Raw genomic sequence first — 26,182 nt, forward strand, 5'->3', positions numbered from 1 at the left:
CCTCGGCCATTCCACCAGACACGACGCTCGCCGGTGCGGGACACGACGGTGGCACAGCGGCCGGTTTGGCTAAGACAAGGTCAGGGCCTGGGCAATCAGCGTGAGGTAGAGGACGAGGATGAAGATGACGGCAGGGACGGGTGGATAGTCCGTGCGGTCGCCGCGCAGGAACTTCAGTGCGCCGAGGGCGGGGATCAACAGCAACGCAATGGGCAGCCAGGCAATGAGGGACAACGGCGGCGAATAGTCCCACGGCCGGACCAGAAGCAGATCGAACAGCACCGCCGCGACCGCGCAGAGCAGCGAGGCGGCGACACCGCCGTTCGTGCCCAGCGCGTTCGAATACAGCAGTTCGCCCGGACGACGCTCGCGGGATGTCTTTCTGGCGAACTCGAATTGGAGGAACGCGCCGGCGAAGACACCGGCGACCGCCGCGGCCTGCCAGTGCGCGCGCACCTCACCGGTGTCGATCGCCGAGACCACGACGTAGCCGGTGACGAGCAGTTGCACCGGGTAGGTGACGACCAGATTCACCAGGATGTTGGTGCGCACGGTAGCGAACAACTGCTCCAGACCCCACAGCACCAGCCCGTAAGCCAATGCGACAGTGATCATTACGGCGGAGCCCACGGACAGCGCGAGGCTGCCGGCGATGGCCCCGATCGCGATGACCCCCATCGCGACGCGCAGTTCGACCGCACTCACCGCACCGGTCACCAGCGGCCTGTCCGGATTGTGCACGCGGTCGTATTCGAGATCCTTCTGCTCGTCGACCATCCGCAGATACAGCAGCACGAACGCGACCACGACGATCCGGACCACGGTGGCACCGGCCGGCCGCCATGCCGAATCCGGCTGCGTCACAAGCGAAGCGATGCCCTCCAGCGCGAGCACCCACAGCACCCCGTAGAGCAGGTAGTGCGGCTTGTACATCACCGCGGTGAACCGGGCGATACGCACCACGGACACCAGCGGGTTCGTCACGCGGACTCCGGTTCCTCGGCGTCGAAACCCAGTTCGTCGTCGGCGAATTCGAGATCGAGCTCGGCGGCGACCGCGTCGGCCTGCCGGATCTCGCAGTGGATCACGGTCCGGTCGGCCTGCTGACCGGTGATCTCCGCGACGCACTCGGCGGGACGATCCAGCTCCACGAACCGCTCGAAAGCGCTTCCGACGCACTCCAATCGGGGCGCTCGATGCAGCACCATGGCCAACGCGGTCTGCCTGCACGCCTCGATCAGCAGGCTGCCCGGAACATGGTCGAGCTGATGATCGAACAGAAACGGATGACCCAGGTCGGGAACGAGGGCGGCCCGCGCGATGTTCCCCGAAAGCTCCGGCGCGGCGATCACGACATTGCGCCAGTTCTCCCGCCCGACCTCGGCCGCGACCGCGCGATCGGCGAGCGCCGAAGCGCCGAGAAACGGCCCGAGGCCGAGGCTTTTCCGGAACGCGCCGCGCAGCCCGGCCCATTGCTGCGACGTCATCCAGGAGAACGAGCCGTCGACGGTCATCATCGACTCGTCGCCGCAATCGATTTCGAGCACCATGTCCAGGCCCTGCACCGTGTCGCCGCGCAGGTGCCGCCGCGGCACCCGGGCGCGCAGCACCAGATCGGCCGGGGCGGTGCCGACCTCCCAGGCGGGGGTGTCCGCGCCGGTGCCGTTGAAGGTGCGCACGATGAACGCCATATCCGAAGGGACGCCGTAGAACTCGTGGCTGAGCGCGATCGCGGCCTGCCGGGCGGCCTCCATCACCAGCAGCGGATCGTGGCGCAGGCCGAGCGACCCGAGGTGATCGCCGTAATAGGCGTGCATCCTGGGTAATTGGGCGCCGACCACGAACTCGTCCTCGGCCACGGTGTCCATCGAGGTGACGAACACCTCCGACACCGCGCACCGGTGCGCCAGCTCGCGCGAGATGGTACGTAGATGGGTCGCGTTCTTCACCGTTTCCACGTTTGCCGTCACGGTCGTTCCTCCAGCCAGTCTTTCGCGGTCACCGGGCGCAGCGTTTGCGGCTGCGTCCCGACCCGCATCGGGAGTACATAGGACCCGAGCACGATCACCGACCACGGATCGAGTTCGCGCCCCTCGGCCCACGCGGAATACAGCAGCCGCGCGCAGTCCGCGTCCGTCCGATCCTCGAAAGCCGGTGCGGCACCGGCCTGCTCCAGATCACGCAGGATCCGGTCGAGTGCGTCGGCACGGTCGAAGCTGCGCGCCGGCGCCTGCGTGTAGAGGTCGTGCGCGATCGCGCGGGCATCGGACGAGCGGTCGGCCCCGTCGCTTGCCTGTGCGATCACCTTCGCCCGCCGGTCCTCGTCCAGGTAGATGGCGAGCTCCCGCAGCACATCGGCGGGATCGTCGGGTGAATGCACCAGATTCAGCAGATAGCTGTGGCGGCCGAGCAGGTGGCGCAGCTCGCCGGGTTGACGTTTACGCGGATCGGTCGGCCCCTTGGCTTCGGTAAGCCGTACGGGGACGGGGAGTTCCGCGTCCTCGCCGCGCACGACGAGCACCAGGACGTCGGAGATGCCGACCAGCAGATCGGCCAAGCGCCGGCGTTCGGGCGAGGCGATGTTCCAGGCGAAGTACCAGAGCGCGCGGGCGAAGTGCCGGTCGACCGCGACCCGGAAAGCGGAGACGACCCGGAAGTTGTTGTCCGCCAGCCAGTTCAGTGTCGATTCGACCGATCTGGCGACGATCGCGTCCGGCTTGAGCAGCAGCATCGAGTGCTCTCTGGCGAACTTCGCGGCGTCGACACCGAGGCGATCGAGTTGCTCGACGGTCTCTTGCAGGTAGGTGTCGTCGGCGTAGGCCGCCACCTTCTCCGGCTGCGGGGTCAGCGCGGCGAGCAGCTCGCGCAGCGACGCGGTCACCGGTCCGCCCCACCGGAGTCATTGCCCGCCAGCACTTCTTCGATCGACGGCAACGGCACGCCGAGATAGCCGGATTCCAGGCAGTAGTCCAGCAGCACGCGCAGATACTCCTTGCCGGTCGGTGGCGCCGGTTTGCCGAGCAGCACTTCGGCATTCGAGGTGCCGAAGGTCAGTCGCCGCTCGAAGTAGCTGGTGTAGAGCGAGCCGATGCGCCGGTAGTACTCGCGTTCGATGGCGCCGAGGTCGTCTTCGTGGAACGTCGCCGCGGGCACGAAGGTCGCGACCTCGAACGAAGGGTATTCGGCGAGCACGTCGGAGACCTCGCGCAGCGACAGCGTGTCCCGGCCGACCGCGTGGAAGGTGCGCCGATGGGCCGAGTCGAAATCCAGGACGGCGGCGGCGATCACGTCGGCGACGTGATCGACCGGGGCCAGCGCCAGCGTCGCGTCATAGCGGCCGGGCAGCGAGCGCAGCTTGCCCTCGACCATCAGCTTGACCACGGTGTAGAGGTTCTTGTACTCGCGGATCGCGCCGGTGCCGAGGGCGCCGGTCACGATGCCGGGCCGCACGATCGCCCAGCGCAGGCCGTGCCGGCCGGCTGCGCGGACCAAGTGCTCGGCGTGAAACTTGCTCTCTTCGTAGCGGTTTCCGAAGGTCTGACCGGCATCGAGGTCGTTCTCGTCGATCACGCCGCTGCGGTTGCCGCACACGTAGGCGGTGCTGACGTAGACGAGCTGGACGTCCCAGGCCTTGGCCAGCGCTACCGCGTTGGCGGTGCCGCGCACGTTGAGTTCGTGGTAGTCGGTCGCGTCGGCGTCGAACGCCGTGGTGGCCGCGCAGTGCACGATCGTGCCGACCCGTTCGGACAGGTCCGCGGAATCACGCGGTGACAGACCGAATCCCGGCATCCGGATGTCCCCTGCGACCGGACTGCCCGCGCCGAGGGCGGTGCCGTCGTTGCGGACGATGCGCGAGTTGTTGTGCAGTACCGCGGCGACCGGATAGCTGGCCGCGGCGAGGCGCGCCACCACCTCGGAGCCGACCAGCCCGCTCGCGCCGGTGACCAATATCGTGTCGCGCCTGCCCATTCCGTCGTCGTGCTGCCGCTCGGCGCCGACGTGACCGAGCAGCCGGCTGCGATCCTTCGGCACCTGTCGACCGGGCTCTTCGCCGGAACCAGCGGCGAGGCCGGTCGCGACCAGCGTGATGACGTCGCCGACCCGGCGGATTCCGACCAGCCGCTCCGGCCGCTGGCGCGGGAGAGCGAAGGTCCGCTCGAGCGCGACGGTCAGCTCCATCAACCGCAGCGACTCGAAACCCAGATCCTCGACCAGCCTTCGGTCGTCGGCGGCGAGCGCATGCGGGTCCGGGGCCATGGCCTGAACCAGGCTGCGTACCTGCTCGGCGACCGCGGCGTCGGCGACGGCTGTCATGGCTGCGACGTTCCTTCCACGCGTAGGTGCGGCTGCTGCCCGCCGGAGGCCAGCAGGTCGCGGGCCTCGTCGAGAGGCAGGTCGGTGTCGAGATAGCCGGCGATGCGCAGCCAGTCGTAGCCGATGGCGAGCGTGCGCCGCCATTGTTCGCGCGAGTCGAACGAGGCCGGAAAGGCGGTGCCGTCCGGGTCGGCGGCGACCGAGCGGACGAGAGTGACGAAATCGTCGAGGACCGCGAGGCCGGCGACGGTATCGCCGGAGTCCGAGAACCGTAGCTGCCGAGCCGATTCCAGCCGGGCGAGCAGGTCGTCACGGTGCTGGGCGTGTGGCGGAAGCAGTCGGCGCAGGGTCGATGGTGGTGCGACGTCGGCGGGCAGTGGGTGAATACCGAAGGCGGACAGCATCACTCGTACCGTCATCGCGATCATCCGGTGCGCGGCGATGTCGGCGACGGCGCCCTGACCGTTCTTGATCGCTCCCGCCAGATCCTCGCGCGCGTTCTCCAGCACGATGTTCGACCACACCAGGTTCATCGCGCACTCGGTGAAACGACGTGCGGGCAGCGGCGACAGTGTCGCGATCGCGTCCTCACGCGCGGCCCCGGTGACGCCGAGCGCAGGAGCCGTCGCGGACGGCACCGGGGTGTAGGGCCGCCCCGGTTTGCACATCGCCAGTGCGGGCTTCAGGACTTCACCACAGCGCCACTGCAATCCGACGAAACCGAGCCGGAGGAACTCGGCCAGCTCGGCGGTGATGTCGTGCGGTGCCCGAGACAGGACCGCGGCGAGGGAATGGCGGAACACCACCGAGCGCCAGGCGCGGGCGCCGTTGTCCGAGAGCACGAAAACGTCGCTGTCGCTGCGGATTACGTGCACGCGCTGCCCGATGTTCCAGGTGGTGACCTGGGGTCTCCGGGCGAACAGGATCTGGTCGGGATCGTCGGTGACGCCCTCGACGCCCAGCTCGGCGGCGAGTTCTAGAGCCTGTGTCCAGGTTGCCTGCTCGGACAACGCCCGTGCCTTCGCATCGCCGAGTACACCGGGCAGCGTGTCGCCGTAGCTCCGCTCCGGGTCGCCGGCCCACGCGCCCGGATCGCTGAGATCGCGGTAGCGGTTGATGATTTCGTCGCTGCCGATCCGCTCGAGTTGCTGCGGCAGCCATTTGGTTTCCAGGTAGCTTTCGCCGTGCCGCGCGGCCCAGCCCTTGATCGCCTGGAGCAAGCCGTCACGTGCCCAGTCGATCGCCTCGTCGCGCGCCTTCAGCGTGCGCAGTGCGATGGCGTAGCGCAGGGCCTGCTGTGCTCGGGCGGTCCACCAGTCCGCGATGAGCGTCATGAAGGTGGAATGCGGCAGTAGCGCGCGCAATTCGTCGATATCCGCGGTTCCGGAGCGGACGACCGTCGCGCGCAGGAACCGTTGACACCGGTTGAGCAGATCCTCGTCGAGCTCGGTGGCGTTCGCGACTTGTTCGAGCTGTCGCCGCATTTGAGACTCGGAGCGAGTGCGTACCTCCACTCGGCGGCCGTCGATGAACAGCACGGTCGGCAGTGTGGGCAACTCGTCGTCGCCGGGGGCGAGCACCAGGAAGTCGACGTCGGAGCCCTCGTTCCCGAAGCCCTCGGCGAGTGAGCCCTCGAAGAGCACGGTCGAATCAGCGGGAATCGCAACGCTTTCCAACGCACCGTCGAGCAACTGACCGACCCGTTCGGCGGCCAATGTCGGCGTGGGGGTGTCGTCCGTCGCGACTCGACCACAGCTGGGAGTGGCTTCCGCCTCGTACACAACCGCGTCCGTGAGTGCCCCGCTACGGAATTGATCCCACATGTACCGTCGCCGCGGCTTACCGCTCGACGTACGCCGGATGATCCCGCGCGGACCGGTGACGATGGTGACCGTCTGCGCAGGCCCCAGTTCACCCCGAATGATCTTGCGCGCCTCCGGAATCCACGCCCCCGGCTTGGCCTCCGCGAACAGCGCGATGCCCTGCTCGCCCGGCTCGGTGATCGCGACGGCGGCGAGTTTGCCCTTGGTGATCCCGGTTTCCTGCGCGACCCGCGATTCGATGTCCTCCATGAACACCGAACGCCCACGCACCTTCAGGCTCGACCCCATCCGGCCGAGCACGAATACCTCACCGCGATGCAGGAATCCGGCGTCACCGGAATACAGCGCGCCGTTGACGATCCTGGTGGACGCGCCGTCGGAATCGTCGGAATAGCCGAGCGCGACGGAGTCGCCGACCACCACCATCTCGCCGAGCGTCCCGTCGGGCAGCTCGTGGCCGTTCTCATCGACCACCGTGACGGTCGATTCGGTGGTCGAGTAGCCGAGTCCGGTGATCCAGCCCGCGCCGTCGACCCGATGGGTGTCATCGAGCAGTTCCCGCTCCAGGATGGTGACGGGCTCGCCGAAACGCAGTGTCGGGGTGTCGATCCGCAGCGCGGTGATCGGGCGATGCCGCGCCGAGGCGGTCACCATCAGCGTCGACTCCGCCAGACCGTAGGCCAGCGTGTACGCGCTCATCGAAAAGCCGAGCGGCCCGGTGAGTTTCGCGAACGACTGGAGATCGGCCACCTCGACCGGCTCGGAACCGACGGCGAGCGTGCGCCACCCGGACAGGTCCAGATCGGCGATCTCCGCGGGCGAAACCCGGTGCGCCACATAGCCGAGCGCGAACGACGGCGACGGCGAGTGCTGGGCGTGCGCCATCGCCCGCAACCAGCGCGCCGGATCGCGGACGAACTGGTCCGGACGCATCAGCCACAGATCGCCCTGATTGGTGACGGTGGTGAGGAACGCGCCGACCAGCCCCATGTCGTGATACAGCGGCAGCCACGACACCATCGCCTCGCCGGCCCGCCACTCGACCAGCCGGGAGATCATCGCGATGTTGTTGGCCAGGTTGTGCCAGCTCACCCGCACGCCACGCGGGGCGGCGGTGGAGCCGGAGGTGAATTGCAGCAGCGCGCACTCGTCCGGCTCGCCGAACACGCGCTCCGCGGGCGGGCACGGTTGCAGCGTGGCCGCGTCGATCACCAGTGGTTCGTCGCTCCGCCCGGCCGCCGTGGCCGCCTGGCGGACGAACTGCTCGAATTCGGTCGAGGTGACCACCAGCCGGGGCTTCGCCTGCACCAGGATCCCGGCGATGTGGGCGATGATCTGGTCGAGATCGCCGAACATCGGCGGCGCGACCGGCGTGAACACTCCGCCGCACGCCCAGACCGCGTAGAACGCGGCGACGCAGGGGAAGCCGGTCGGCATGATCACGCAGGCGCCGTCGCCGCTGCCCATGCCGTGCCGGCGCATGAGCGCCGCGATCGACCAGGTCTGTTCGGCCAGTTCGGGATAGCTCCGGTAGGCCCAGCCGTCGGCTTCGTCGGCCAGCCGAATACCGGCCGAACCGGTCGGGTCGGCTAGCCAATCACGTACGGCCGCAACGTCTTTGTCATGCTCCATCGCGGACCTCTCCTTCGGCCAGCACAGTAACGGTTCCGTGGGTGCCATCGACTCGAATCCGCATACTGGTCCGTACCTTCTTGGTCACGTCCTTGACCTGGACCACCGTCGGCACCCCGAGTTCCCGCGCCACGATCGCGACATGGGTGAGTGGGCTGCCACGCTCGATGACCAGCGCCGACGCCGAGGGCAGCGCGGCCACCCAGCCGGGATCGGTCCGATATGCCACCAGAATGCCACCCGCGACGTCGCGCGGCTCGTCGACGACGACCGCGGTTCCCTCGACGCTACCGGAGGCCGATGGGGTGCCGGTGAGCACCGTGCCTGCTTCGGCCGCGGGGGTGTCGGTGATCGGCACCCAGCCCTGGGCGGCCAGTTCGGCGCGGCCGAAGGTCGATCCGGTGGTGACGAATCTGGCCGGAGCTACGAGACCGGAGTCCTTGGCGCGCTGCGCCTTTCGCGCGTTGACCAGATCGCGCAGGTCTGCGGTATCGGCACCGTCGTAGCTGCCGCGCAACTCCTGCACGGTCAGGTAGAACACGTCGGCGAACTCGTCGATGACGCCGCGCTCGGCCAGATCGCGGCCCATCACCCGGATCATCCGCTTGACCATGCCGAAGGCCCTGGTCCGGCAGAAGCGCAGGCGCTCGCGGTGCGCGGCGCAGCGGGAAACCTTGCCGCGCAACCGTTCATAGATCCGGCGGCGGAAGCCGTGCAGGTGGGCGTCGAGGTATTCCTCGGCCTCGTCGCGGTGGCCGAGCGGCGCGTCCGGTAATGCGCTGCGCAGCATGACGAACAGGCTCGCCGGATCCTCGCGCAGGTCCGGGGTTTCCAGTTTGAGCTCGTCCAGGCTGCGGTAGCCGTAGCTGTCGATGTAGGCGTCGACCTTCGCGCGGAAGTCCGGTCTATCCGCGAGTGCGGGGTAGATGTGTTCCGGCGCTGTCGAATTCACCAGGGCGGTGAGTTCGGGGTCGGCGCGGGCGGCGTCGGCGAGGGCCTTCATCGCGCGGGCGGGTTCGGCGGATTCGACGTCGGAGCCGGGGCCGACCACGGCGTAGAGGAACCACTCCGGGGCCTTGGGCAGCAGCAGTTTGGTCAGCAGGAACATCAATCCGGTGCAGGTCAGCAGGATTGCGTCGAGGACCATCAGCGGGCCCCAGCGCTCGACCAGGTCGCGGTCGACCTTCCGGTAGGCGGCATCTGCTTCGGCGCCGGAGAGCGCGGTGTAGTCGATGGCGTCGTACTCGTCGTAGACGCGGTAGAAGTCGGTCATGAACTGTTCGACGATGGCGTCGATGCCGAACAGGCGGCGCAGGTAGGTCGCGGTGGTCACCGTTCGCGACCGGAGGCGGCTCAGCGGGTTGCCGAAGGTGAACGGGCGCAACGTTTTCGCGATGTCGTCGGCGAGGGGTTCGGCCACGCCGAGCGCGGCCTCGAGCACCTTGCGGTTCAGCGGGTAGCCCGGTGCGATGCCGACCATGCGGTACCAGTGCAGCAGGTTGTAGTACACCCGGCCGTGAAAGTAGCCCAGCAGCACCGGAGTCCATCGTTCGGTCTGGCGCAGCTGTGCGCCGGGGACCCGGAGGGATTTCGCGTAGCCGTGGTAGACGCGGCCGTAGATGTCGGCGGCGGTGGTGTAGGTCAGCGGGGAGGTGAGGCCGTTGAAGCTCTCGATGATGTTGGAGTTGTCCCAGATTCGTTGTTCGCCGTCCGGTACGGCCTCGCCGGCGCCCCGGATGAGCGCGCCGGGGCGGGCACCGAGGGTCGTGGTGATCGGGCGGGACTGCAGGAACCAGAGGCCGGCTTCGTCGATCGCCCATTCGACGTCCTGCGGGGCGTCGAACTCGGCTTCCACCTTGCGGCCCAGTTCGGCTACCTCGGCGATCTCGGCGTCGGTGAGGGCGGGCCGTTCGCGCTGTGCCGGGTCGATCTCGCTGATCGTGGAGCCCTGCGCGCCGTCGGCGACGTACGACCGATCCTTGTCTCCCAGTACGGTTTCCAGCACGGCACCGGAGGATTTGTCGACCACGACCGAGTCGGCGTCCACCGCGCCCGACACCAGGCCCTCGCCGAGCCCGTAGACCGCGCTGATGACCAGTTCGTCGCGGGCGCCGGTGATCGGGTTCGCGGTGAACATCACGCCGCTGGCCCGCGCCGCGATCAAGCGTTGCAGCACAACGGCGACCGCACCCGCGCGTGGCTGCTTGTGGGTGAACGCGTAGCGCAACGATCGTTCGGAGAAGGCCGACGCCCAGCAGTCGCGGACCCGGTCGAGCACCGCGTCGAGGCCGTTGACGTTCAGGAAGGAGTCGAACTGACCCGCATACGAGTGCTCCGGGCCGTCCTCCGCGACCACCGACGAGCGCACCGCGATCGAGCCGCCGAGTCGGGCGTACGCGTCGGCGATCACCTCGCGGACTTCGGCGGGCAGCGGGGTCGCGGCGATATCGGCCCGCAGCGCGGCACCCGCCCCGAGGGCCGCGTCCAGGTCGTCCAGTAATGTGACCTCGGTCACGTTCCTCAGCAGATCGGTCTCCGCGGTGAACTGCGCGAACACGTCCGTGCCGAGCACGGTCCAGTCCGGGACCCGAAATCCGCACTGGCGCAGGCGGTGCAGCCCGCGCGCTTTACCGCCGCCGACGGCGGCGATCGTCGCGATATCGGTCCACGGTCCCAGCACCTGCACGGCATGCTCCCATCCCCCCGGATTCTTGTGCCGGAGCACCACGCACCGGCTCACCCGGGCCGCGCAAAACGTAAGTGGGGGTTGTATGGATATATCCGAGAATTCACCGCAGTGTTAGCCCACAATCCTAGGTGCTCGGTGCGGCAACCACCTCCGCGCGCCACGACCGTTAAGCTACAAACCAGTCTCGGTGGGTTCGGTGAGGATGTGATTCGGGCGGTGAGTTGGACCTTCACTCCGGACGAGTTCGCCCACCTGTGGGGCGAAACCGACCTGGATCGGCACCCGTATCCGTTGCGCATCCTGGAGACCCCGCGCACCGAGGACGAGGCCGATCGGCTGCGCGCGACGCTGAACGAACGGCTGCCGCTGCGAGCCGACCCCGATCTGAGCGCCTGCCTGCGGATTCTCGCCGCCCCGCAGACCAGGATCGTCGCGATCGGCGGCACGCACACGCCGGGTAGCGAGATCCGGCTGCTCGCCGCGGCGATCTTCGACCGGGCCGTGCTCGCGGTGCAGGAACCCGGCTCGACGCCGGACTTCGGCGGGCGGGTCCGGCTCTCGATCGGGCACAGCGGCAAGCTCGGCATCCGGATCGCGGGTCTGCTGCCCGCCGCGCCGCCAGGGCGGGAACCGGCCCGGGTCGCGCCGACGGACGCGGTGCGCGACGAGGCGACGGTGGTCGCGCGGCAGCCGACGGCACCGCGAATTCGCAAGCTGCTGCTGAAACCGCACAGCGCGGAAGGACATATCCGGATCGAGCCCGCGCTGGACCAGCCGACGCCGCCCCCGCCGATCCACTACACCTGGTTCGACGTCAAGGGCGACGGGCGATACCTGATCAGGGCGGGCAAGGAAGTGCACATCACGCCCGCCTCCGCCGAGCAGATCGGCGCGCAACTGCAGAAACGCATCCAGTCGTGAGCCCGGCCGCCGATGCCGACCGATAACCACCGGTGCCGGTCGAAGCGGCCACGGGCTAGTCTGAGGCGGACCGACCATCTCAGGGGTGTGCGATGACGATCGAGACCAGCCGAGCCGATATCGTCCGGTTCAAGCAAGCGGCCCAGGCAGGCAGCGTCCAGTTCGATCCGGCTGCCGCGCGGCGCTGCGCCGAGATGTACGACCAGCAAGCCGAACGGTTGATCCACCTGCAGCAGCGCCTCGAAACCGCCGCGGAACTGGGCGGATTCGGCGGATTCGTGTCCGCGCAGCAGTTACAGGCCGGGTTCAATCACAAAGCGCGCGACGCCGCCACGTTGCTGGACAGCTACATCGAGGCCGCGTACCGAATGAAGGAAGCCTTCTTGATCAGCGGCGGATTACTCGAAGAAGCCGATGCAGCCAACGCCGCCGCCCTGCGCGCCGTCGCCTCGAGGCTTCCGCGATGACCGGCAGCGATCCCGACTACATCAGCTCGATGGAGCACTTCGAGTCGATGCGGCACGAAGAGATCTACGCCAAGACCCAGCAGATCGACGCCGCCGAGGTGCTGCGCGCGTCGGTCGCCTGGCTGGAGGTCGCGGGCACGCTGAGCACGTCCTTCCCGCTCACCCGCGGCAGCGTGGACCGGGTGATGAACTCGATGGAGTGGAAGGGTGCCGCAGCCGACGCGGCGTTCGCCAGCATCCGCAGCTTCGCCGCCTCGGCGGACGAACTCGCCGCGGTGATGGGGCAGGTCGGCGCCAGGCTGGGCGGCGTTGCCGCGGCGGCCGAGGCGGTCAAGATCGCGGTCGCGCCACCCGGTTCGTCCGGGCCGATCGGCGCGGTCGCGCGCCTGCTCGAGGCCGCGCACGTCATAGACGCGAAGATGGCCGAGGAGGCGCTGCGGCAAGAGGCCGTGCTCGCGATGAACATGGTGTACAAGCCGGCCTATGGCATGGCGGGCAAAGCCGTTCCGGCGCTGCCGTCGCCGCCGGAGTTGCCGGCCGACATCAAGCCCGCACCCGCCGCGCCACCACAGCGTCGACCGGCGCCGCCGAGCGAGCAGCCGGAATACACTCCGCCGCAACAGATCCCGCAGGACAGTCAGCCGAACGGTCGTCCGTCGACGCCCGCCCCGGCGCCCTCGGTCCCGGAATCCCAAGCGCCCCCGAGCACTACGACTCCGCCGCGCCCGGTCCCCGACCCGCAGCCGACGCCGCCGCCGACCACCCAGGCGCCGCCGACCACCCAGGCGCCGCCGACCACTCAGCAAGCGCCGCCTCCGGCCCCGCCGACCCCGGATGCTCCGCCGTCAACACAACCGGCCCCGCCCTCAACGCAACCGGCCCCCGCACCGTCGACTCAGCAGGCACCCCCACCGGCTCCGCAACAGGCACCACCGCCTCCGACTACCGAGCAGGCTCCCCCACCCCTGCCCTCTCCACCCCCGGCCCCGCCGATCCCCGCCCCCGCGCAACCGCCTGTCCCCCTGCCGGATCCAGGCGGTCAGCCAGGCGTCACCGGCCCGATCCCCGACGAAAACCAGCAGCAACAACCTCCGTCGACCACCAACCAGCCCGGAGTGGTGCCCTCCCAGAAGTAACCGCACACTGGCAGCCGCCATACACGCGGACCATGAGCCTGGGACGTCGAACGGGACATCACTATCGCGAAACGCGGAACCGCGCTCAGTGATGTCCCGGTCGCCGAGCAAACCCTAGAGGTCGTCCGTGTCGTCCTTCTCCTCGGCTTTGAGAACTTTGAGCATCCTGTCCATCTTCTCGTCATAGAGGTCGAGGATTGCCGCATCGGTATCCATGCCGGGCTTGAGTTTGGTGCCCAACCTTTCCTGCTCCGTTTTCAGGGCGTTACTCCACTCCCGCCGGAACTCGTCGCTGTTGCACATTCCGTACCGCCACTGCCGCAGCAGATCGGCATCCGTCGAGCCGAGCGGTGGTGCGAACTTACTGCCCTTGCCCATAATGTCGCTCCGTGCCGCATCGACAGCGTCATAACCGCCGCGATACTGCAATGGCGTGATCTTGAAAGCCGCGTCGTACTCGCGTATTCCACTGTCGCTGAACTGTTTACGCGAGCCCGCCAGATCCTTCTGCGGGTTGATCGGCTCGCCGCCCACGCTGCAGAAGAGGTCCGCGATCCTGAACCAAGTCCGCTCATTCTTCGCCGCCTGCTTCTCCGCCGCCTGCCCGGCATCTCCCGCAGGCGACGCGTGTGCCGCACCAGAACTGGCGATGAGCAGGACAGAGAATCCGACCGCGAACAACCCGGCCAGGTGTTTAGCCATCATGCCTCCCATACCGATTTATCCCGAGTTTCGAAACAAGCACCTACCGAGGCGATCCCAGTTGGTTCGGTGCCACGGCATCGTTGGATGTGTCCGAATATCAGCGAGCGGCATATGACTGCGGAAAACACGACAGTAGCGGGTTGTCCGGCCCGCGGCGCGTTGTGTGGTGTGGTCTAGACCTTGACCAGGTCGTCGGCGTGGATTACGGGGCGCTGCATGGTGTCTGGGAGTTCTTTGGTGGAGTGGCCGAGCATGGTGGTCAGTTCGGTGCTGTCGTAGGCGACTACGCCGCGGGCGATCAGGCGGTCGCCGGTGGTGATGAGGTCGACCACGTCGCCGCCGTAGAAGCGGCCGCGGAGGGCGGTGATGCCTGCGGCTAGTAGGGAGCGGCGGTCTTCGACGGCGCGGGCGGCGCCGTCGTCGATGAGCAGGGCGCCGCGGCTGTCGGCGGCGTGACGGACCCAGAACTTGCGGGCGGACAGGCGAGTCGGGCGGGCGGCGAAGGCGGTGCCGACTTTGCCGGTGGTCAAGGCCAGGTCGGCGGAGGTGGCGGCGGCGAGCAGGACGGGGACGCCGGCGTCGGCGGCCAGGCGGGCGGCCGAAAGTTTGGAGGCCATGCCGCCGGTGCCGAGCGCGCCGCCGCTGCCGGCGATCACGCCGTCGAGGTCGGCGCTGCTGCGCACCTCGGGGATGAAGCCGGCGTCGCCCTTGCGGGGGTCGCCGTCGTAGAGGCCCTCGACGTCGGAGAGCAGCACCAGCGCGTCGGCGCCGACCAGGTGGGCGACCAGTGCGGCGAGCCGGTCGTTGTCGCCGAACCGGATCTCTTCCGTTGCGACGGTGTCGTTTTCGTTGACCACGGCGATCGCGCCGAGCGAACGCAGCCGGTCCAGGGTCCGTTGCGCGTTGCGGTGGTGCTCGCGGCGCGCGAAATCGTCGGCGCTCAACAGGACTTGGCCGACGGTGCGGTCGTACCGGGCGAAGGAGGTGCCCCAGGCGTGGGCGAGGGCCAGCTGACCGACACTGGCCGCGGCCTGCTTGGTGGCCAGGTCGCGGGGCCGGGTGCTCAGCCCGAGCGGCGCGAGCCCCGCGCCGATCGCGCCCGAAGACACCACCACCACATCGGATCCCGCGCGCATCCGCGCCTCCACCGCATCGGCGAGGCGATCGAGGCGCGCGGTATCGAGCCCGCCCTCGAGGCTGGTCAGCGCCGAGGAGCCGATCTTCACCACGACCCGGCGGGCCGACGCGATCGCCAGCCGGGCCTCGCTCAGCTCCGAATCCGCCTCGGTAGCATCCGAACTCACTGTCATCGCAATCGAACTCCCTGCGCAGCAATAGAACTCGCCGACACCGAACCTACCCCAGCCGGCCCGGCCGCAGCCGAACCCGCGCGTCTACTCTTCGTCGTCCTTAACCAGACCACGCCGCACCCGGGACGCGTGCTTGCGCTCGGCGGCGCTGATCCGGTCGTCCTGTTCCAGTCGAATGTCGGTGCCACGACCGGTCGGCACCATGTCGATGCCCGCCGAGATCTGCGGCTCCCATTCGAAGGTCACGTTGCCGATGGTCACCGGGGCGCCCGGCTCGGCGCCCTGCTTGACCAGCTCGTCCTCGACGCCGAGGCGAGCCAGCCGGTCGGCGAGGTAGCCGACGGCCTCGTCGTTGTCGAACTGCGTCTGCACGACCCAGCGCTCCGGCTGCGAGCCGCGCACGATGAAACCGCCCGGCTCCTGCGGATCGGCGACGACGCTGAACCCGGTCTGGTTGACCGCGATCGGCCGGATCACCGGACGCGCGGGCGCCGCCTTCGGATGCGCCTCGCGGTACTTCAGCACCAGGTCGGCGAGCGCGAAGGTCAAGGGCCGCAAGCCTTCTCGGCTCACCGCCGAGATCTCGAAGACCGGCCAGCCGCGGGCGGTGAACTCGGCGGTGACCATCTCGGCCAGCTCGGCGGCGTCCGGCACGTCGATCTTGTTCAGGATGACCACACGCGGCCGGTCGGCCAGGTCGCCCAGGTCGGCGTCGGCGCTCAGCGCGGGCTTGTAGGCGGCGAGTTCGGCTTCCAGCGCGTCCACGTCGGAGACCGGGTCGCGGCCGGGTTCCAGGGTGGCGCAGTCGACGACGTGCGCGAGGACCGCGCACCGCTCGAGGTGGCGGAGGAAGTCGAGGCCGAGGCCGCGGCCTTCGCTGGCGCCGGGGATCAGGCCGGGCACGTCGGCGACGGTGAAGGTGGTGTCGCCGCTGAGCACCACGCCGAGGTTGGGCACCAGCGTGGTGAACGGGTAGTCGGCGATCTTCGGCTTGGCCGCGGACAGCACGGACACCAGCGAGGACTTGCCCGCGGACGGGAAGCCGACGAGGCCGACGTCGGCGACGGACTTGAGTTCGAGGACGAGGTCGACCTCGTCGCCGTCCTCGCCGAGCAGCGCGAAGCCGGGGGCCTTGCGCGCTTTCGAGGCGAGGGCGGCGTTGCCGAGTCCACCGCGGCCGCCGCGGGCGGCGATGAACTGGTTGCCCGCGCCGACCAGGTCCATCAGGACCTTGCCGTCGCTGTCCAGCACCATGGTGCCGTCGGGCACCTTGAGCAGCAGGTCGACGCCTTGCTTGCCGTCGCGGTTGCTGCCCTCGCCGGGCTTGCCGTTGCCGGCCTTGGCGTGCGGGTGGAAGTGGAAGTCGAGCAGGGTGTGCACATTGGGGTCGACCTCGAGGATCACGTCCCCGCCGTTGCCGCCGTTGCCGCCGTTGGGGCCGCCGAGCGGCATGAACTTCTCGCGGAGTACCGAGGCACAGCCGTGTCCGCCTTTGCCCGCACGCACGTGCAGTACGACACGGTCGATGAACTTGGACATTTCCGAATCATCCTCCTTCAGGACTGGTCGATCGCAGTGGTGCGGGTAAGAAACGCGCTGGGTTTGGGAAAACGCGCTGAGTCTTTAAAACGCGAAAACGGGCCAGGGTTGCGACCCTGACCCGCTCGGCTGTTGTCTGGAGAGGTTAGGCCTAGGCCTCGACCGGCTCCGGGACGACGATGTTGACGGTCTTGCGTCCGCGCTTGGTGCCGAACTCGACCGCGCCCGCCGCGAGGGCGAACAGGGTGTCGTCACCGCCACGACCGACGTTCACGCCGGGGTGGAAGTGGGTTCCGCGCTGACGCACCAGGATCTCGCCTGCGTTGACCTTCTGGCCGCCGAAACGCTTGACGCCGAGGCGCTGGGCGTTGGAATCGCGACCGTTCCGGGAGCTGGACGCACCCTTCTTGTGTGCCATAGCTGAATCTCCTCGGGATGTCTTACTTGATGCCGGTGACCTTGATGACCGTCAGCGGCTGACGGTGACCCTGACGCTTGTGGTAGCCGGTCTTGTTCTTGAACTTGTGGATGCGGATCTTCGGGCCTTTTGTCTGCTCGACGACCTCTGCGGCCACGGAGACCTTGGCCAGCTTTGCGGCGTCGGTGGTCAGGTCGGCCCCGTCAACGACGAGAACCGGATCCAGGGCGACGGAAGTACCCGGCTTACCCTCGATCTTCTCGACCTTCACCAGGTCACCGACCGCGACCTTGTACTGCTTTCCGCCGGTCTTGACGATCGCGTACGTTGCCATCGGTCGGCTTCCTCCACTCGATTAAGTACAGTCATGTTTCTTCTCGCGACACAACTGCGCGACGCGAGATGTTCTTGGCTGGCTTGCTGCGCGGGGCGTGGTATAACGCCCATCGCCAGGCAGCGACCGACCTAGGTTACCAGAGCACCCCATCAGCGACACAATCCGCCCGTCGGCAGCCTGCGAGCAACCCTTGGCGGGTGGGATTCCGGCGCGTTTCCATACTGCGCTGGACTCCCTCAGCACAGCCGTAAACCGCCTCAGCGTGACCGTCATCCGACGACGCGGCCGGTCATACCCGAAGGTGTGACCGGCCGCGTCGAGGCTGTCAGATCAGCTGCTACGACTCCGCAGGCGGCGGGCCTGCGGGACGGCCGACGGCACGACGCCGCGGCTTGCGCTGCGGCACCTCGACCGGGATCTCGGCGGTGAAGTCGACCGCGGGCGCAGGAGCCTGCTCCGGGGTCGGCAACACGAACACCGCACCGCTGCTGTCGGCGGCGGGGGCCGCTGCCGAACGCGCGACGCGACGACGCCGGCTCGTGCGCGGGGCCGGTTCCGGCGCACCGTTGGTTACCGCACGTTCCGCGGTCGGCGGTGTCACCGTTTCCGCAGGAACCTCGGCGACCGGTGCGGGTTCGGCGACCGGTGCGGTCTCGGTAACCGGCTCGGGCGTCTCGACGGTGTCCGCGACCTCGGCGGCCTCGGCAACTTCGGCCTCGGTCGTCTCGGGCTCGACATCCACCGACTCGTTCTCGATGTCCGACCGATCCTCGGCGATCTCGTCCTCGTCACCGTGATGCGCGGCCATCGCCAACGCCACCGGATGCGCCCGCTTGACGGCGATGTCCTCCTCGGACTCCACCGGCGCGGTCCCGTTGGTCGCGGCGACCGGCGCGGCAGGCGCCGCACCCTTGTCCCGGCCACGACGACGACGCGATCCGGTTTCCCGGGCCGCGCCACGGCTGCCACCGTCGTCACCCGACGACGGCTCGACCGGGTAGGCGTGCACCAGGATGCCGCGCCCATGGCAGTGCTCACAGGTGGTCGAGAACGCCTCGACCAGGCCGGTGCCCAGCTTCTTGCGCGTCATCTGGACCAGGCCGAGCGAGGTCACCTCGGACACCTGGTGCCGGGTGCGGTCGCGCCCGAGCGCCTCGGTGAGCCGGCGCAGCACCAGGTCCCGGTTCGATTCGAGCACCATGTCGATGAAGTCGACGACGATCATGCCGCCGATATCGCGCAACCGCATCTGGCGCACGATCTCCTCGGCCGCCTCCAGGTTGTTGCGGGTAACCGTCTCTTCCAGGTTGCTGCCGCCGGAACCGGTGAACTTGCCGGTGTTGACGTCGACCACGGTCATCGCCTCGGTGCGATCGATCACCAGGGTGCCGCCCGAGGGCAGCCACACCTTGCGATCGAGTGCCTTGGCCAGCTGCTCGTCGATCCGGTGCGCCTCGAACACGTCGACACCGTTGTTCTCGTGCCGGGAGACCCGGGCGAGCATTTCCGGCGCGACGGTGCCGATGTACTTTTCGACCGTGCTCCAGGCCCGGTCACCTTCGATGACGAGCTTGGAGAAGTCCTCGTTGAACAGGTCGCGGATGACCTTGACCAGCAGGTCGGGCTCTTCGTACAGCGTCTTGGGCTGGCCGTCGTTCTTGCCTTCGGCGGCCTTCTCGATGGTGCGCCAGGTCGCCTGCAGCCGTTCCACGTCGCGGGCCAGCTCGTCCTCGGCGACGCCCTCGGACGCGGTGCGGATGATCACACCGGCATCGTTCGGGACGATGTCGCGCAGGATTTCCTTGAGCCGCTTGCGTTCGGTGTCGGGCAGCTTGCGGCTGATGCCGGTGGAGGTGCCGCCCGGCACATACACCAGGAAGCGACCGGCCAGGCTGATCTGCGTGGTCAGCCGGGCGCCCTTGTGCCCGACCGGGTCCTTGGAGACCTGCACGAGCACGAGTTCACCGGGCTTGAGCGCCTGTTCGATCTTGCGCTCTTTACCGCCGAGACCGGCGGCCTCCCAGTTCACCTCGCCGGCGTAGAGCACGCCGTTGCGGCCGCGGCCGATGTCGACGAACGCCGCCTCCATGCTCGGCAGCACGTTCTGCACCTTGCCGAGGTAGACGTTGCCGACCATGGACGCCGAACCGGTGCTGGTGACGAAGTGCTCGACCAGGATGTTGTCCTCGAGCACCGCGACCTGGGTGGCGGTCGGGTGATCCGGGAACGCCTTCTCGCGCACCACCATCACCCGGTCCACCGCTTCGCGCCGGGCCAGGAACTCCGACTCGGTCAGGATCGGCGGACGACGCCGGCCTGCCTCGCGGCCGTCGCGCCTGCGCTGGCGCTTGGCCTCGAGCCGGGTGGAACCGGTGATGCCCTGCACCTCGTCGACCGTGGTGGCGCGGCTGCGACTCTTGTTCCGCGGCTCGCGCTCGTGCACGACGGTGTTCGGCGGGTCGTCTTCGGTGGTGGTGGCGGCCTCGGCCTCGGCGGAATCGCCCGCCACCTTGCGCCGGCGACGACGACGCCGGCGACGGCTCGCGCCGTCCGACTCGTTCTCGTCGTCCTCGGTGTCGGCGTTGTCGTCGGACGAGTCGCTGACGTCCGTGCCGGTGCTGGTCTCGGCGGTGTCGTCGGTCTGCTCGTCCTCGGTGTCGTCCGAGTCGTTCTCGTCGTCGGCGTCGCTGTGCTGCTCGCCGCGACCGCGACCACGGCCACGGCGGCCACGACGCCTGCGACGGGGCTGACCGTCGGCGTCGTTCTGCTGGTCGTTCGAGTCCTGCTCGTCCTCGGCGGTCTCGGGCTCGTCCTCGACCACCGGCTCCTCGGCCACCGGCTCTTCGCGGCGGACGTCGCGCTCGGTGCGGCGCTTGCGGCGGGTCTGTTCGGCGGCCGCGGCATCCGGCGGCAGGAACAGCGGGGCCTGCACGACGGCGGCGGACTCGAAGACCACCGGCGCGGCGACGTGCGGCTCTTCCCGGACCGGGTGGGTGAACAGCTGCACCGAGGGCTGGTGCGCGACCTCGTGCGGGTTCTCCGCGCCGGAGTTGCCGATCAGCGGTTCGGGCGCGGAGAAGACCAGGCCGCCGTGACCACGGCTAGGCGCGGGCTCCGGTTCGGCGGGGGCCTCGACCGCGGCGGCCGGTGCCTCGACCGGCGGCTCGGGCGCGGCCTGCGGCGCCGGGGCGTCGCCTTCCGGCGGACCGAGCGCGTCGCGGACGGACTCCGCGATCGCCCGATCGACGTTCGATTGCGCGCTGCGCGCGTCGGACCCCAACTCGGTGAGCTTGGCCAGGATGCGCTTGCTCGTTACCCCCAGCAGCTTGGCGAGTGCGTGAACTCGGATTCGCTCCGGCAATTGTTCGGCATCCTGTGGTGTTGTTTCCAATGGCTCTTTTTCGGCCACGAAGTCTCCTCGGACCCCCGGGCGCGTCCCTCCCGGTAAGGAGTGAAGCGGCCGACGCGGGGGCACTATCCGTTCGCCTCACGCCGCTCAGCGCAAGGTCATCTGGTCTCGCCCCGCATGTCCGGTTATCACCATGTTGTTCGTCGGTTTGGGCTAACTGGTCACGCGGCGCCTGGCTGTTGGCTGAACTCCGCAGTTGTGAGCGCTCATCCAGCGTGCCGACGCGAACAGCAGGCCCGGCGACCGAGCCTTTTGTCCGTGGCAGCGATGATCGGCATCGAACCGCGGTGTGTCATCCGGCTGCGATGGCCCCGATAGTCCACGTACCTGCGCGAACAGTCGGCATCAAAAGCAGCCGATGTCAGTATCCCATACCGAACGCCGCGGGTTGACCGCGGCGCACGACTGTGTTCAACTCGCAAACTATTTTCAGGCCGGGAACTCCGGGAACCACAGAGCAATCTCACGCTTGGCCGATTCGGGCGAATCGGACCCATGGACCAGGTTCTCTTGAGTCTCCAGGGCGAAGTCTCCGCGAATGCTGCCCGGTACCGCCTTTTCGACCGGGTCGGTGCCGCCGGCCAGCTGCCGGAACGCCGCGATGGCGCGCGGCCCCTCCAGGATGGCCGCGACGACCGGGCCGGAGGTGATGAATTCGATCAGGGAGCCGAAGAACGGCTTCTCGGCGTGCTCGGCGTAGTGGCCCTTGGCCAAGTCCTCGGACACATGCTTCAGCTCGAGGGCCGCGATCTTCAGGCCCTTGCGCTCGATTCGTACCAGCACCTCGCCGACGAGGCCACGGGCCACACCGTCCGGCTTGATGAGTACCAACGTCTGCTCAGTCACGGCGCACACTCTAACCGGAACCCCCAGTGGGTACCGAACCGGCGGTTGCCAAGGCAACGCGGCGGTCCCGGATTCAGGAGGAGCGCTGCGCCCGCTGACTCGGCAGCAGGCCCTTCTCCATCCGGCCGCGCACGTCCGCGCGCAGCACCAGGATGAAGCCCCAGACCACCGCGAAAACGATGCCGATGACCCCGATGGACAGGTGGATGAACATGCCGAGCAGCACGAACACTTGCAGCCCGAGATTGAACGGCATGGCCCATGACCTGCGCTGCACGCCCGCGCCGAGGAACATCACCACGGCAAGCACCACGAGGTAGGTGCCCGAAACCCAGGTCACCCCGCCACCCACGGAACCGACGACCGGCAGCGCGAGCAGCACCACGATCGCCTCGAGGATCAGCGTGCCCGCCATGACCCCGCGGAAGCCCTTCCACGGATCGGTCGCGGGCGGCGGTACCGAATCAGGTTGGGCGGCGGGCTCACTCATGCGGGGTCCTTTCCGAACAGCGCGCGGGTCGCGCCGGCCGTCACCACGGAGCCGGTCACCACCACGCCCGCGCCGGACACCATCTCGCCCGCCTCGCCGACCTCCTCGGCGATGGCGATCGCGGTTTCCAGCGCGTCCGGCAGGGTCGGCGCGGTGATCACCCGTTCGTCGCCGAAGCGCTGCACCGCGAGGTCGGCCAGCACCTCGACGTCCATCGCGCGCGGCGAACCGTTGCCGGTGACCACGATCTCGTCGAGCACCGGCTCCAGCGCGGTGAGGATGCCGTCGGCGTCCTTGTCGGCGAGCACGGAGACCACGCCGACCAGCTTGCGGAAGTCGAACTCCGCGGTCAACGTCGAGGCGAGCGCCTGCGCGCCGGCCGGATTGTGCGCGGCGTCGATGAAGATGGTCGGCGCGCTGCGCATTCGTTCGAGCCGGCCCGGGCTGGTCACGCTGGCGAATCCCACACGGATGGCGTCGATGTCGAGCTGCCGGTCCGCGCCGGCCCCGAAGAACGCCTCGACCGCCGCGAGCGCGAGCACCGCGTTGCGCGCCTGATGCTCGCCGTGCAGCGGCAGGAAGATCTCGTCGTATACGCCGCCGAGGCCCTGCAGTTCGAGCTGCTGGCCGCCGATCGCGATCTGCCGGGCCAGTACCCGGAATTCGCCGCCCTCGCGCGCCACCGCGGCGTCTACCTCGACGGCCCGGCGCAGCAGCACGTCCATCGCCTCGGGGTCCTGTTCGGCGATCACCGCGACGGTGTCGCGCGGAATCAGGCTCTCCGGCGCGCGTTTGATGATCCCGGCCTTCTCCCCCGCGATGGAGGTGAGATCGGTGCCGAGGTATTCGGTGTGGTCCAGGCCGATCGGGGTGATCACCGCGACCTGTCCGTCGATCACGTTGGTGGCGTCCCAGGTGCCGCCAAGGCCGGTCTCCACGATCGCGACGTCCACCGGCGCCTCGGCGAAGGCCGCGAACGCCATGCCGGTGAGCACCTCGAACTTGCTCATCGCCGGACCGCCGGCCGCGGCCGACTGCGCGTCGATCATCTCGATGAACGGCACCAGCTCGCGGTAGGTCTCCACGTACTGGGCGGGCGTGATCGGCGCGTTGTCGATGCTGATCCGCTCGGTGGCCAGTTGCAGGTGCGGGCTGGTGATCCGGCCGGTGCGCCGGTGCAGCGCGGTGAGCAGCGCGTCGATCATCCTGGTCACCGAGGTCTTGCCGTTGGTGCCCGCGATGTGGATCGCCGGGTAGCTCTGCTGCGGCGAGCCGAGCAGGTCCATCAGGGTGGCGATCCGGGTGAGCGACGGTTCGATCTTGGTTTCCGGCCAGCGGGTGTCGAGTTCGGCCTCCACCAGCGCCATTTCGGCCAGCTCGACCGGCGACGGGCCCGAACTCAGCCGCGGTCCGGCGGCCGGGTGGCGCAGGTCGTCGCCGTACTGCGGTTCCGGTTCGTGGTTCATTTTCCGCTCAGTTCTGCGAGTCGAGCACCGATGCGCGCCACCTCGGCGGCGGCGACCGCTTGGCGGTCCTTGATCTTCGCGACCACCGGCTCCGGCGCCTTGGCCAGGAACGCCTCGTTGCCGAGTTTGGCTGCGGTGCCGGCCAATTCCTTCTCGGCCGCGGCGAGATCCTTCTCCAGGCGGCGGCGCTCGGCGTCCAGGTCGACGGCGCCGGAGGTGTCCAGTTCGACGGTGACGGTGGCGCCGCTGAGCCGGACCTCCACGGTCGCGGTCGCCGCGAACTCCTCGCCGGGTTCGGTGAGCCGGGCCAGGTTCGCGACCGAGTCGTGCAGTCCGGTGAGCCCGGCGGCGTCCAGGCCGATCAGCTTGGCCGCCACCTTCTGCTTGTCGGCCAGGCCCTGATCGCCGCGGAACCGGCGGATCTCGGTGATCAACCGCTGGGTATCCGAAATGCGCTGCGCCGACACCTGATCCGTCGCCACCCCGGTGGCCTGCGGCCAGGCCGCGATCACCAGGGACTCGCCGTCGGTCAGGGCCTGCCACAGCGATTCGGTGACGAACGGGATCACCGGATGCAGCAGGCGCAGCACCGAGTCGAGCACGGTGCCGAGCACCACCTGTGTGGTGTCCGCGCGCGCACCCGCCTCGGCGAACTGCACCTTGGTCAATTCGAGGTACCAGTCACACAATTCGTCCCAGGCGAAGTGGTACAGCGCCTCGCAGGCCTTGCCGAATTCGTAGCTGTCGAACGCCGAATCCACTTCGGCGCGCACCTCTTCGAACCGATCCAGGATCCAGCGGTCGGCGTCGGTGAGCTCGGCGCGGTCCGGCAGTTCACCGGTGCGCGCGCCGTTCATCAGCGCGAACTTGGTGGCGTTGAACAGCTTCGTGACGAAGCTGCGCGAGGCCAGCGCGTGCGGCTCGCCGACGGAGAGGTCGCCGCCGGGCTGCGCGGCCCGGGCCAGCGTGAAACGCAGTGTGTCGGCGCCGTATTCGTTGATCCAGACCAGCGGGTCGATGCCGTTGCCGCGCGACTTCGACATCTTCTTGCCGAACTGGTCGCGCACCAGACCGTGCAGGAACACATCTTTGAACGGGATCTGCCGCTGATCGCCCTTACCCGCGGTGAGCACCGGGTCGTCGGCGACGTAGGTGCCGAACATCATCATCCGGGCCACCCAGAAGAACAGGATGTCGTAACCGGTGACGAGAACGCTTGTCGGATAGAACTTCTCGAGCTCCGGCGTGGCGTCCGGCCAGCCCATGGTGGAGAACGGCCACAGACCCGAGGAGAACCAGGTGTCGAGCACGTCGGGGTCCTGCACGTAGCCCTCGGGTGCGGTCTCGCCCGGGCCGACGCACAGCACGTCACCCTCGGGGCCGTACCAGATCGGGATGCGGTGACCCCACCACAGCTGCCGGGAGATGCACCAGTCGTGCATGTTGTCGACCCAGTCGAACCAGCGCGGCTCCGAGCTGGCCGGGTGAATCACGGTGTCGCCGTTGCGCACCGCGTCGCCGGCGGCCTTGGCCAGCGACTCCACCTTGACCCACCACTGCATGGACAGCCGCGGCTCGATCGGCTCGCCGCTGCGCTCGGAATGCCCGACGCTGTGCATATACGGCCGCTTCTCGGCGACCACCCGGCCCTCGGCGGCCAGCCGCTCGCGCACCGCGACGCGCGCCTCGAACCGGTCCATGCCGTCGAACTCGGTTCCGGTGTCGACGATGTGGCCGCGCACATCCATGATGTTGGGCATCGGCAGGTTGTGCCGCAGGCCCATCTCGAAGTCGTTCGGGTCGTGCGCGGGGGTGATCTTCACTGCGCCGGAACCGAATTCGGGGTCCACGTAATCGTCGGCGATGATCGGGATCCGCCGGCCGGTGATCGGGTGCTCCAGGGTGGTGCCGATCAGCGCCTGGTAGCGCGGGTCGTCCGGGTGCACGGCCACCGCGGTATCGCCGAGCATCGTCTCCACCCGGGTGGTGGCCACGATGACGTGCGGTTCGTTGTCGTCGAGCGAGCCGTAACGCAGCGAGACGAGCTCGCCTTCGACGTCCTCGTACTTGACCTCGATGTCGGAGATGGCGGTGCGCAGCGCGGGCGACCAGTTGACCAGTCGCTCGGCGCGGTAGATCAGTCCGGCGTCGAACATCCGCTTGAAGATCGTCTGCACGGCGCGGGACAGGCCCTCGTCCAAGGTGAACCGGTCGCGGCTCCAGTCGACGCCGGCGCCGAGCGCGCGCATCTGCCACTGGATGGCGCCGCCGGAGTCACGCTTCCAGTCCCAGACCTTGTCGATGAACAGCTCGCGGCCGAAGTCTTCCTTGGTCTTGCCGTCGACGGCGAGCTGCTTCTCCACCATGGTCTGGGTGGCGATGCCTGCATGGTCCATGCCGGGCAGCCACAGCACTTCGTAACCCTGCATGCGCTTGCGGCGGGTGAGGGTGTCCATCAGGGTGTGGTCGAGGGCGTGGCCGATGTGCAGGTTGCCGGTGACGTTCGGCGGCGGCAGCACGATCGAGTACGGCGGCTTGCCGCTGGTGGCGTCGGCCTCGAAATAGCCAGCGTCTACCCAGCGCTCGTACATCGAGGCCTCTACCTCGCCAGGGGTCCAGCTCTTGGGCAGGGCATCGGCACGGTTACGCGTCTGGTCAGGGGCTGCGCTGGTCACCCGAC

19 protein-coding genes are annotated in these 26,182 nt (G+C 68.6%); 3 read left to right on the forward strand and 16 right to left on the reverse strand.

What is annotated here, in order from left to right; all coding sequences use genetic code 11:
• Positions 1 to 69: 69 nt before the first annotated feature.
• The 6 genes from F3087_RS17720 to F3087_RS17750 are packed head-to-tail and all read right to left on the reverse strand — an operon-like array spanning position 70 to position 10,455.
• Positions 70 to 984: a hypothetical protein gene (locus F3087_RS17720; RefSeq protein ID WP_150403093.1), complete on the reverse strand. Its 915-nt coding sequence runs from the start codon at positions 982 to 984 to the stop codon at positions 70 to 72.
• Positions 981 to 1,970, reverse strand: coding sequence for a ScbA/BarX family gamma-butyrolactone biosynthesis protein (locus F3087_RS17725; RefSeq protein ID WP_223885152.1), 990 nt, complete (start codon positions 1,968 to 1,970; stop codon positions 981 to 983). Before F3087_RS17725 ends, F3087_RS17720 begins: the two co-directional genes overlap by 4 nt.
• The gene (locus F3087_RS17730) at positions 1,967 to 2,881 is read right to left on the reverse strand and encodes a nucleoside-diphosphate kinase (protein WP_150403094.1); all 915 of its coding nucleotides are present in this window, start codon (positions 2,879 to 2,881) and stop codon (positions 1,967 to 1,969) included. The genes F3087_RS17725 and F3087_RS17730 overlap by 4 nt, the downstream gene beginning before the upstream one ends.
• Positions 2,878 to 4,314 (reverse strand): SDR family oxidoreductase, encoded by a 1,437-nt coding sequence (locus F3087_RS17735; protein WP_223885153.1) that lies wholly within the window; start codon positions 4,312 to 4,314, stop codon positions 2,878 to 2,880. Before F3087_RS17735 ends, F3087_RS17730 begins: the two co-directional genes overlap by 4 nt.
• A complete protein-coding gene (locus F3087_RS17745; RefSeq protein ID WP_150403095.1) occupies positions 4,311 to 7,769 on the reverse strand; it encodes an AMP-binding protein in 3,459 nt (1,152 codons plus the stop codon). Before F3087_RS17745 ends, F3087_RS17735 begins: the two co-directional genes overlap by 4 nt.
• Positions 7,759 to 10,455: a phosphoenolpyruvate synthase gene (locus F3087_RS17750; protein WP_223885154.1), complete on the reverse strand. Its 2,697-nt coding sequence runs from the start codon at positions 10,453 to 10,455 to the stop codon at positions 7,759 to 7,761. The genes F3087_RS17745 and F3087_RS17750 overlap by 11 nt, the downstream gene beginning before the upstream one ends.
• A 219-nt stretch (positions 10,456 to 10,674) precedes the next feature.
• Here F3087_RS17750 and F3087_RS17755 point away from each other — a divergent pair, with 219 nt between their 5' ends.
• The 3 genes from F3087_RS17755 (at position 10,675) to F3087_RS45975 (ending at position 12,982) form a co-directional block, all read left to right on the forward strand.
• Complete coding sequence (locus F3087_RS17755; RefSeq protein WP_150403096.1) at positions 10,675 to 11,379, forward strand: ESX secretion-associated protein EspG; 705 nt, start codon at positions 10,675 to 10,677, stop codon at positions 11,377 to 11,379.
• A 92-nt stretch (positions 11,380 to 11,471) separates the two neighbouring features.
• Positions 11,472 to 11,846: a hypothetical protein gene (locus F3087_RS17760; RefSeq protein WP_150403097.1), complete on the forward strand. Its 375-nt coding sequence runs from the start codon at positions 11,472 to 11,474 to the stop codon at positions 11,844 to 11,846.
• A complete protein-coding gene (locus tag F3087_RS45975; protein WP_191094016.1) occupies positions 11,843 to 12,982 on the forward strand; it encodes a hypothetical protein in 1,140 nt (379 codons plus the stop codon). Before F3087_RS17760 ends, F3087_RS45975 begins: the two co-directional genes overlap by 4 nt.
• 114 nt (positions 12,983 to 13,096) lie before the next feature.
• On the opposite strand, the gene F3087_RS17765 is transcribed toward F3087_RS45975, so the two are convergent.
• From F3087_RS17765 to F3087_RS17810, 10 genes are all read right to left on the reverse strand, one after another.
• The gene (locus tag F3087_RS17765) at positions 13,097 to 13,684 is read right to left on the reverse strand and encodes a hypothetical protein (protein ID WP_150403098.1); all 588 of its coding nucleotides are present in this window, start codon (positions 13,682 to 13,684) and stop codon (positions 13,097 to 13,099) included.
• 176 nt (positions 13,685 to 13,860) lie between these two features.
• The gene (proB, locus tag F3087_RS17770; RefSeq protein ID WP_191094017.1) at positions 13,861 to 14,997 is read right to left on the reverse strand and encodes a glutamate 5-kinase; all 1,137 of its coding nucleotides are present in this window, start codon (positions 14,995 to 14,997) and stop codon (positions 13,861 to 13,863) included.
• Positions 14,998 to 15,081: 84 nt separating this feature from the next.
• Positions 15,082 to 16,536, reverse strand: coding sequence for a GTPase ObgE (gene obgE, locus F3087_RS17775; RefSeq protein ID WP_150403099.1), 1,455 nt, complete (start codon positions 16,534 to 16,536; stop codon positions 15,082 to 15,084).
• 151 nt (positions 16,537 to 16,687) lie between these two features.
• Positions 16,688 to 16,954, reverse strand: a complete 267-nt coding sequence (gene rpmA / locus F3087_RS17780) for a 50S ribosomal protein L27 (RefSeq protein WP_040732806.1) — start codon at positions 16,952 to 16,954, stop codon at positions 16,688 to 16,690.
• A gap of 22 nt (positions 16,955 to 16,976) precedes the next feature.
• Positions 16,977 to 17,288, reverse strand: coding sequence for a 50S ribosomal protein L21 (gene rplU, locus F3087_RS17785; protein WP_040732804.1), 312 nt, complete (start codon positions 17,286 to 17,288; stop codon positions 16,977 to 16,979).
• Positions 17,289 to 17,628: 340 nt separating this feature from the next.
• Positions 17,629 to 20,700, reverse strand: a complete 3,072-nt coding sequence (locus F3087_RS17790; protein ID WP_150403100.1) for a translation initiation factor IF-2 N-terminal domain-containing protein — start codon at positions 20,698 to 20,700, stop codon at positions 17,629 to 17,631.
• Positions 20,701 to 21,129: 429 nt separating this feature from the next.
• A complete protein-coding gene (ndk, locus tag F3087_RS17795) occupies positions 21,130 to 21,546 on the reverse strand; it encodes a nucleoside-diphosphate kinase (RefSeq protein WP_107654803.1) in 417 nt (138 codons plus the stop codon).
• Positions 21,547 to 21,619: 73 nt separating this feature from the next.
• Positions 21,620 to 22,036 (reverse strand): DUF4233 domain-containing protein, encoded by a 417-nt coding sequence (locus F3087_RS17800; protein ID WP_150403101.1) that lies wholly within the window; start codon positions 22,034 to 22,036, stop codon positions 21,620 to 21,622.
• The gene (gene folC, locus F3087_RS17805) at positions 22,033 to 23,502 is read right to left on the reverse strand and encodes a bifunctional tetrahydrofolate synthase/dihydrofolate synthase (RefSeq protein WP_396897565.1); all 1,470 of its coding nucleotides are present in this window, start codon (positions 23,500 to 23,502) and stop codon (positions 22,033 to 22,035) included. The genes F3087_RS17800 and folC overlap by 4 nt, the downstream gene beginning before the upstream one ends.
• A complete protein-coding gene (locus F3087_RS17810; protein ID WP_150403102.1) occupies positions 23,499 to 26,177 on the reverse strand; it encodes a valine--tRNA ligase in 2,679 nt (892 codons plus the stop codon). Before F3087_RS17810 ends, folC begins: the two co-directional genes overlap by 4 nt.
• Positions 26,178 to 26,182: the final 5 nt, after the last annotated feature.

Source organism: Nocardia colli, assembly GCF_008704205.1.
GTDB lineage: Bacteria > Actinomycetota > Actinomycetes > Mycobacteriales > Mycobacteriaceae > Nocardia > Nocardia colli.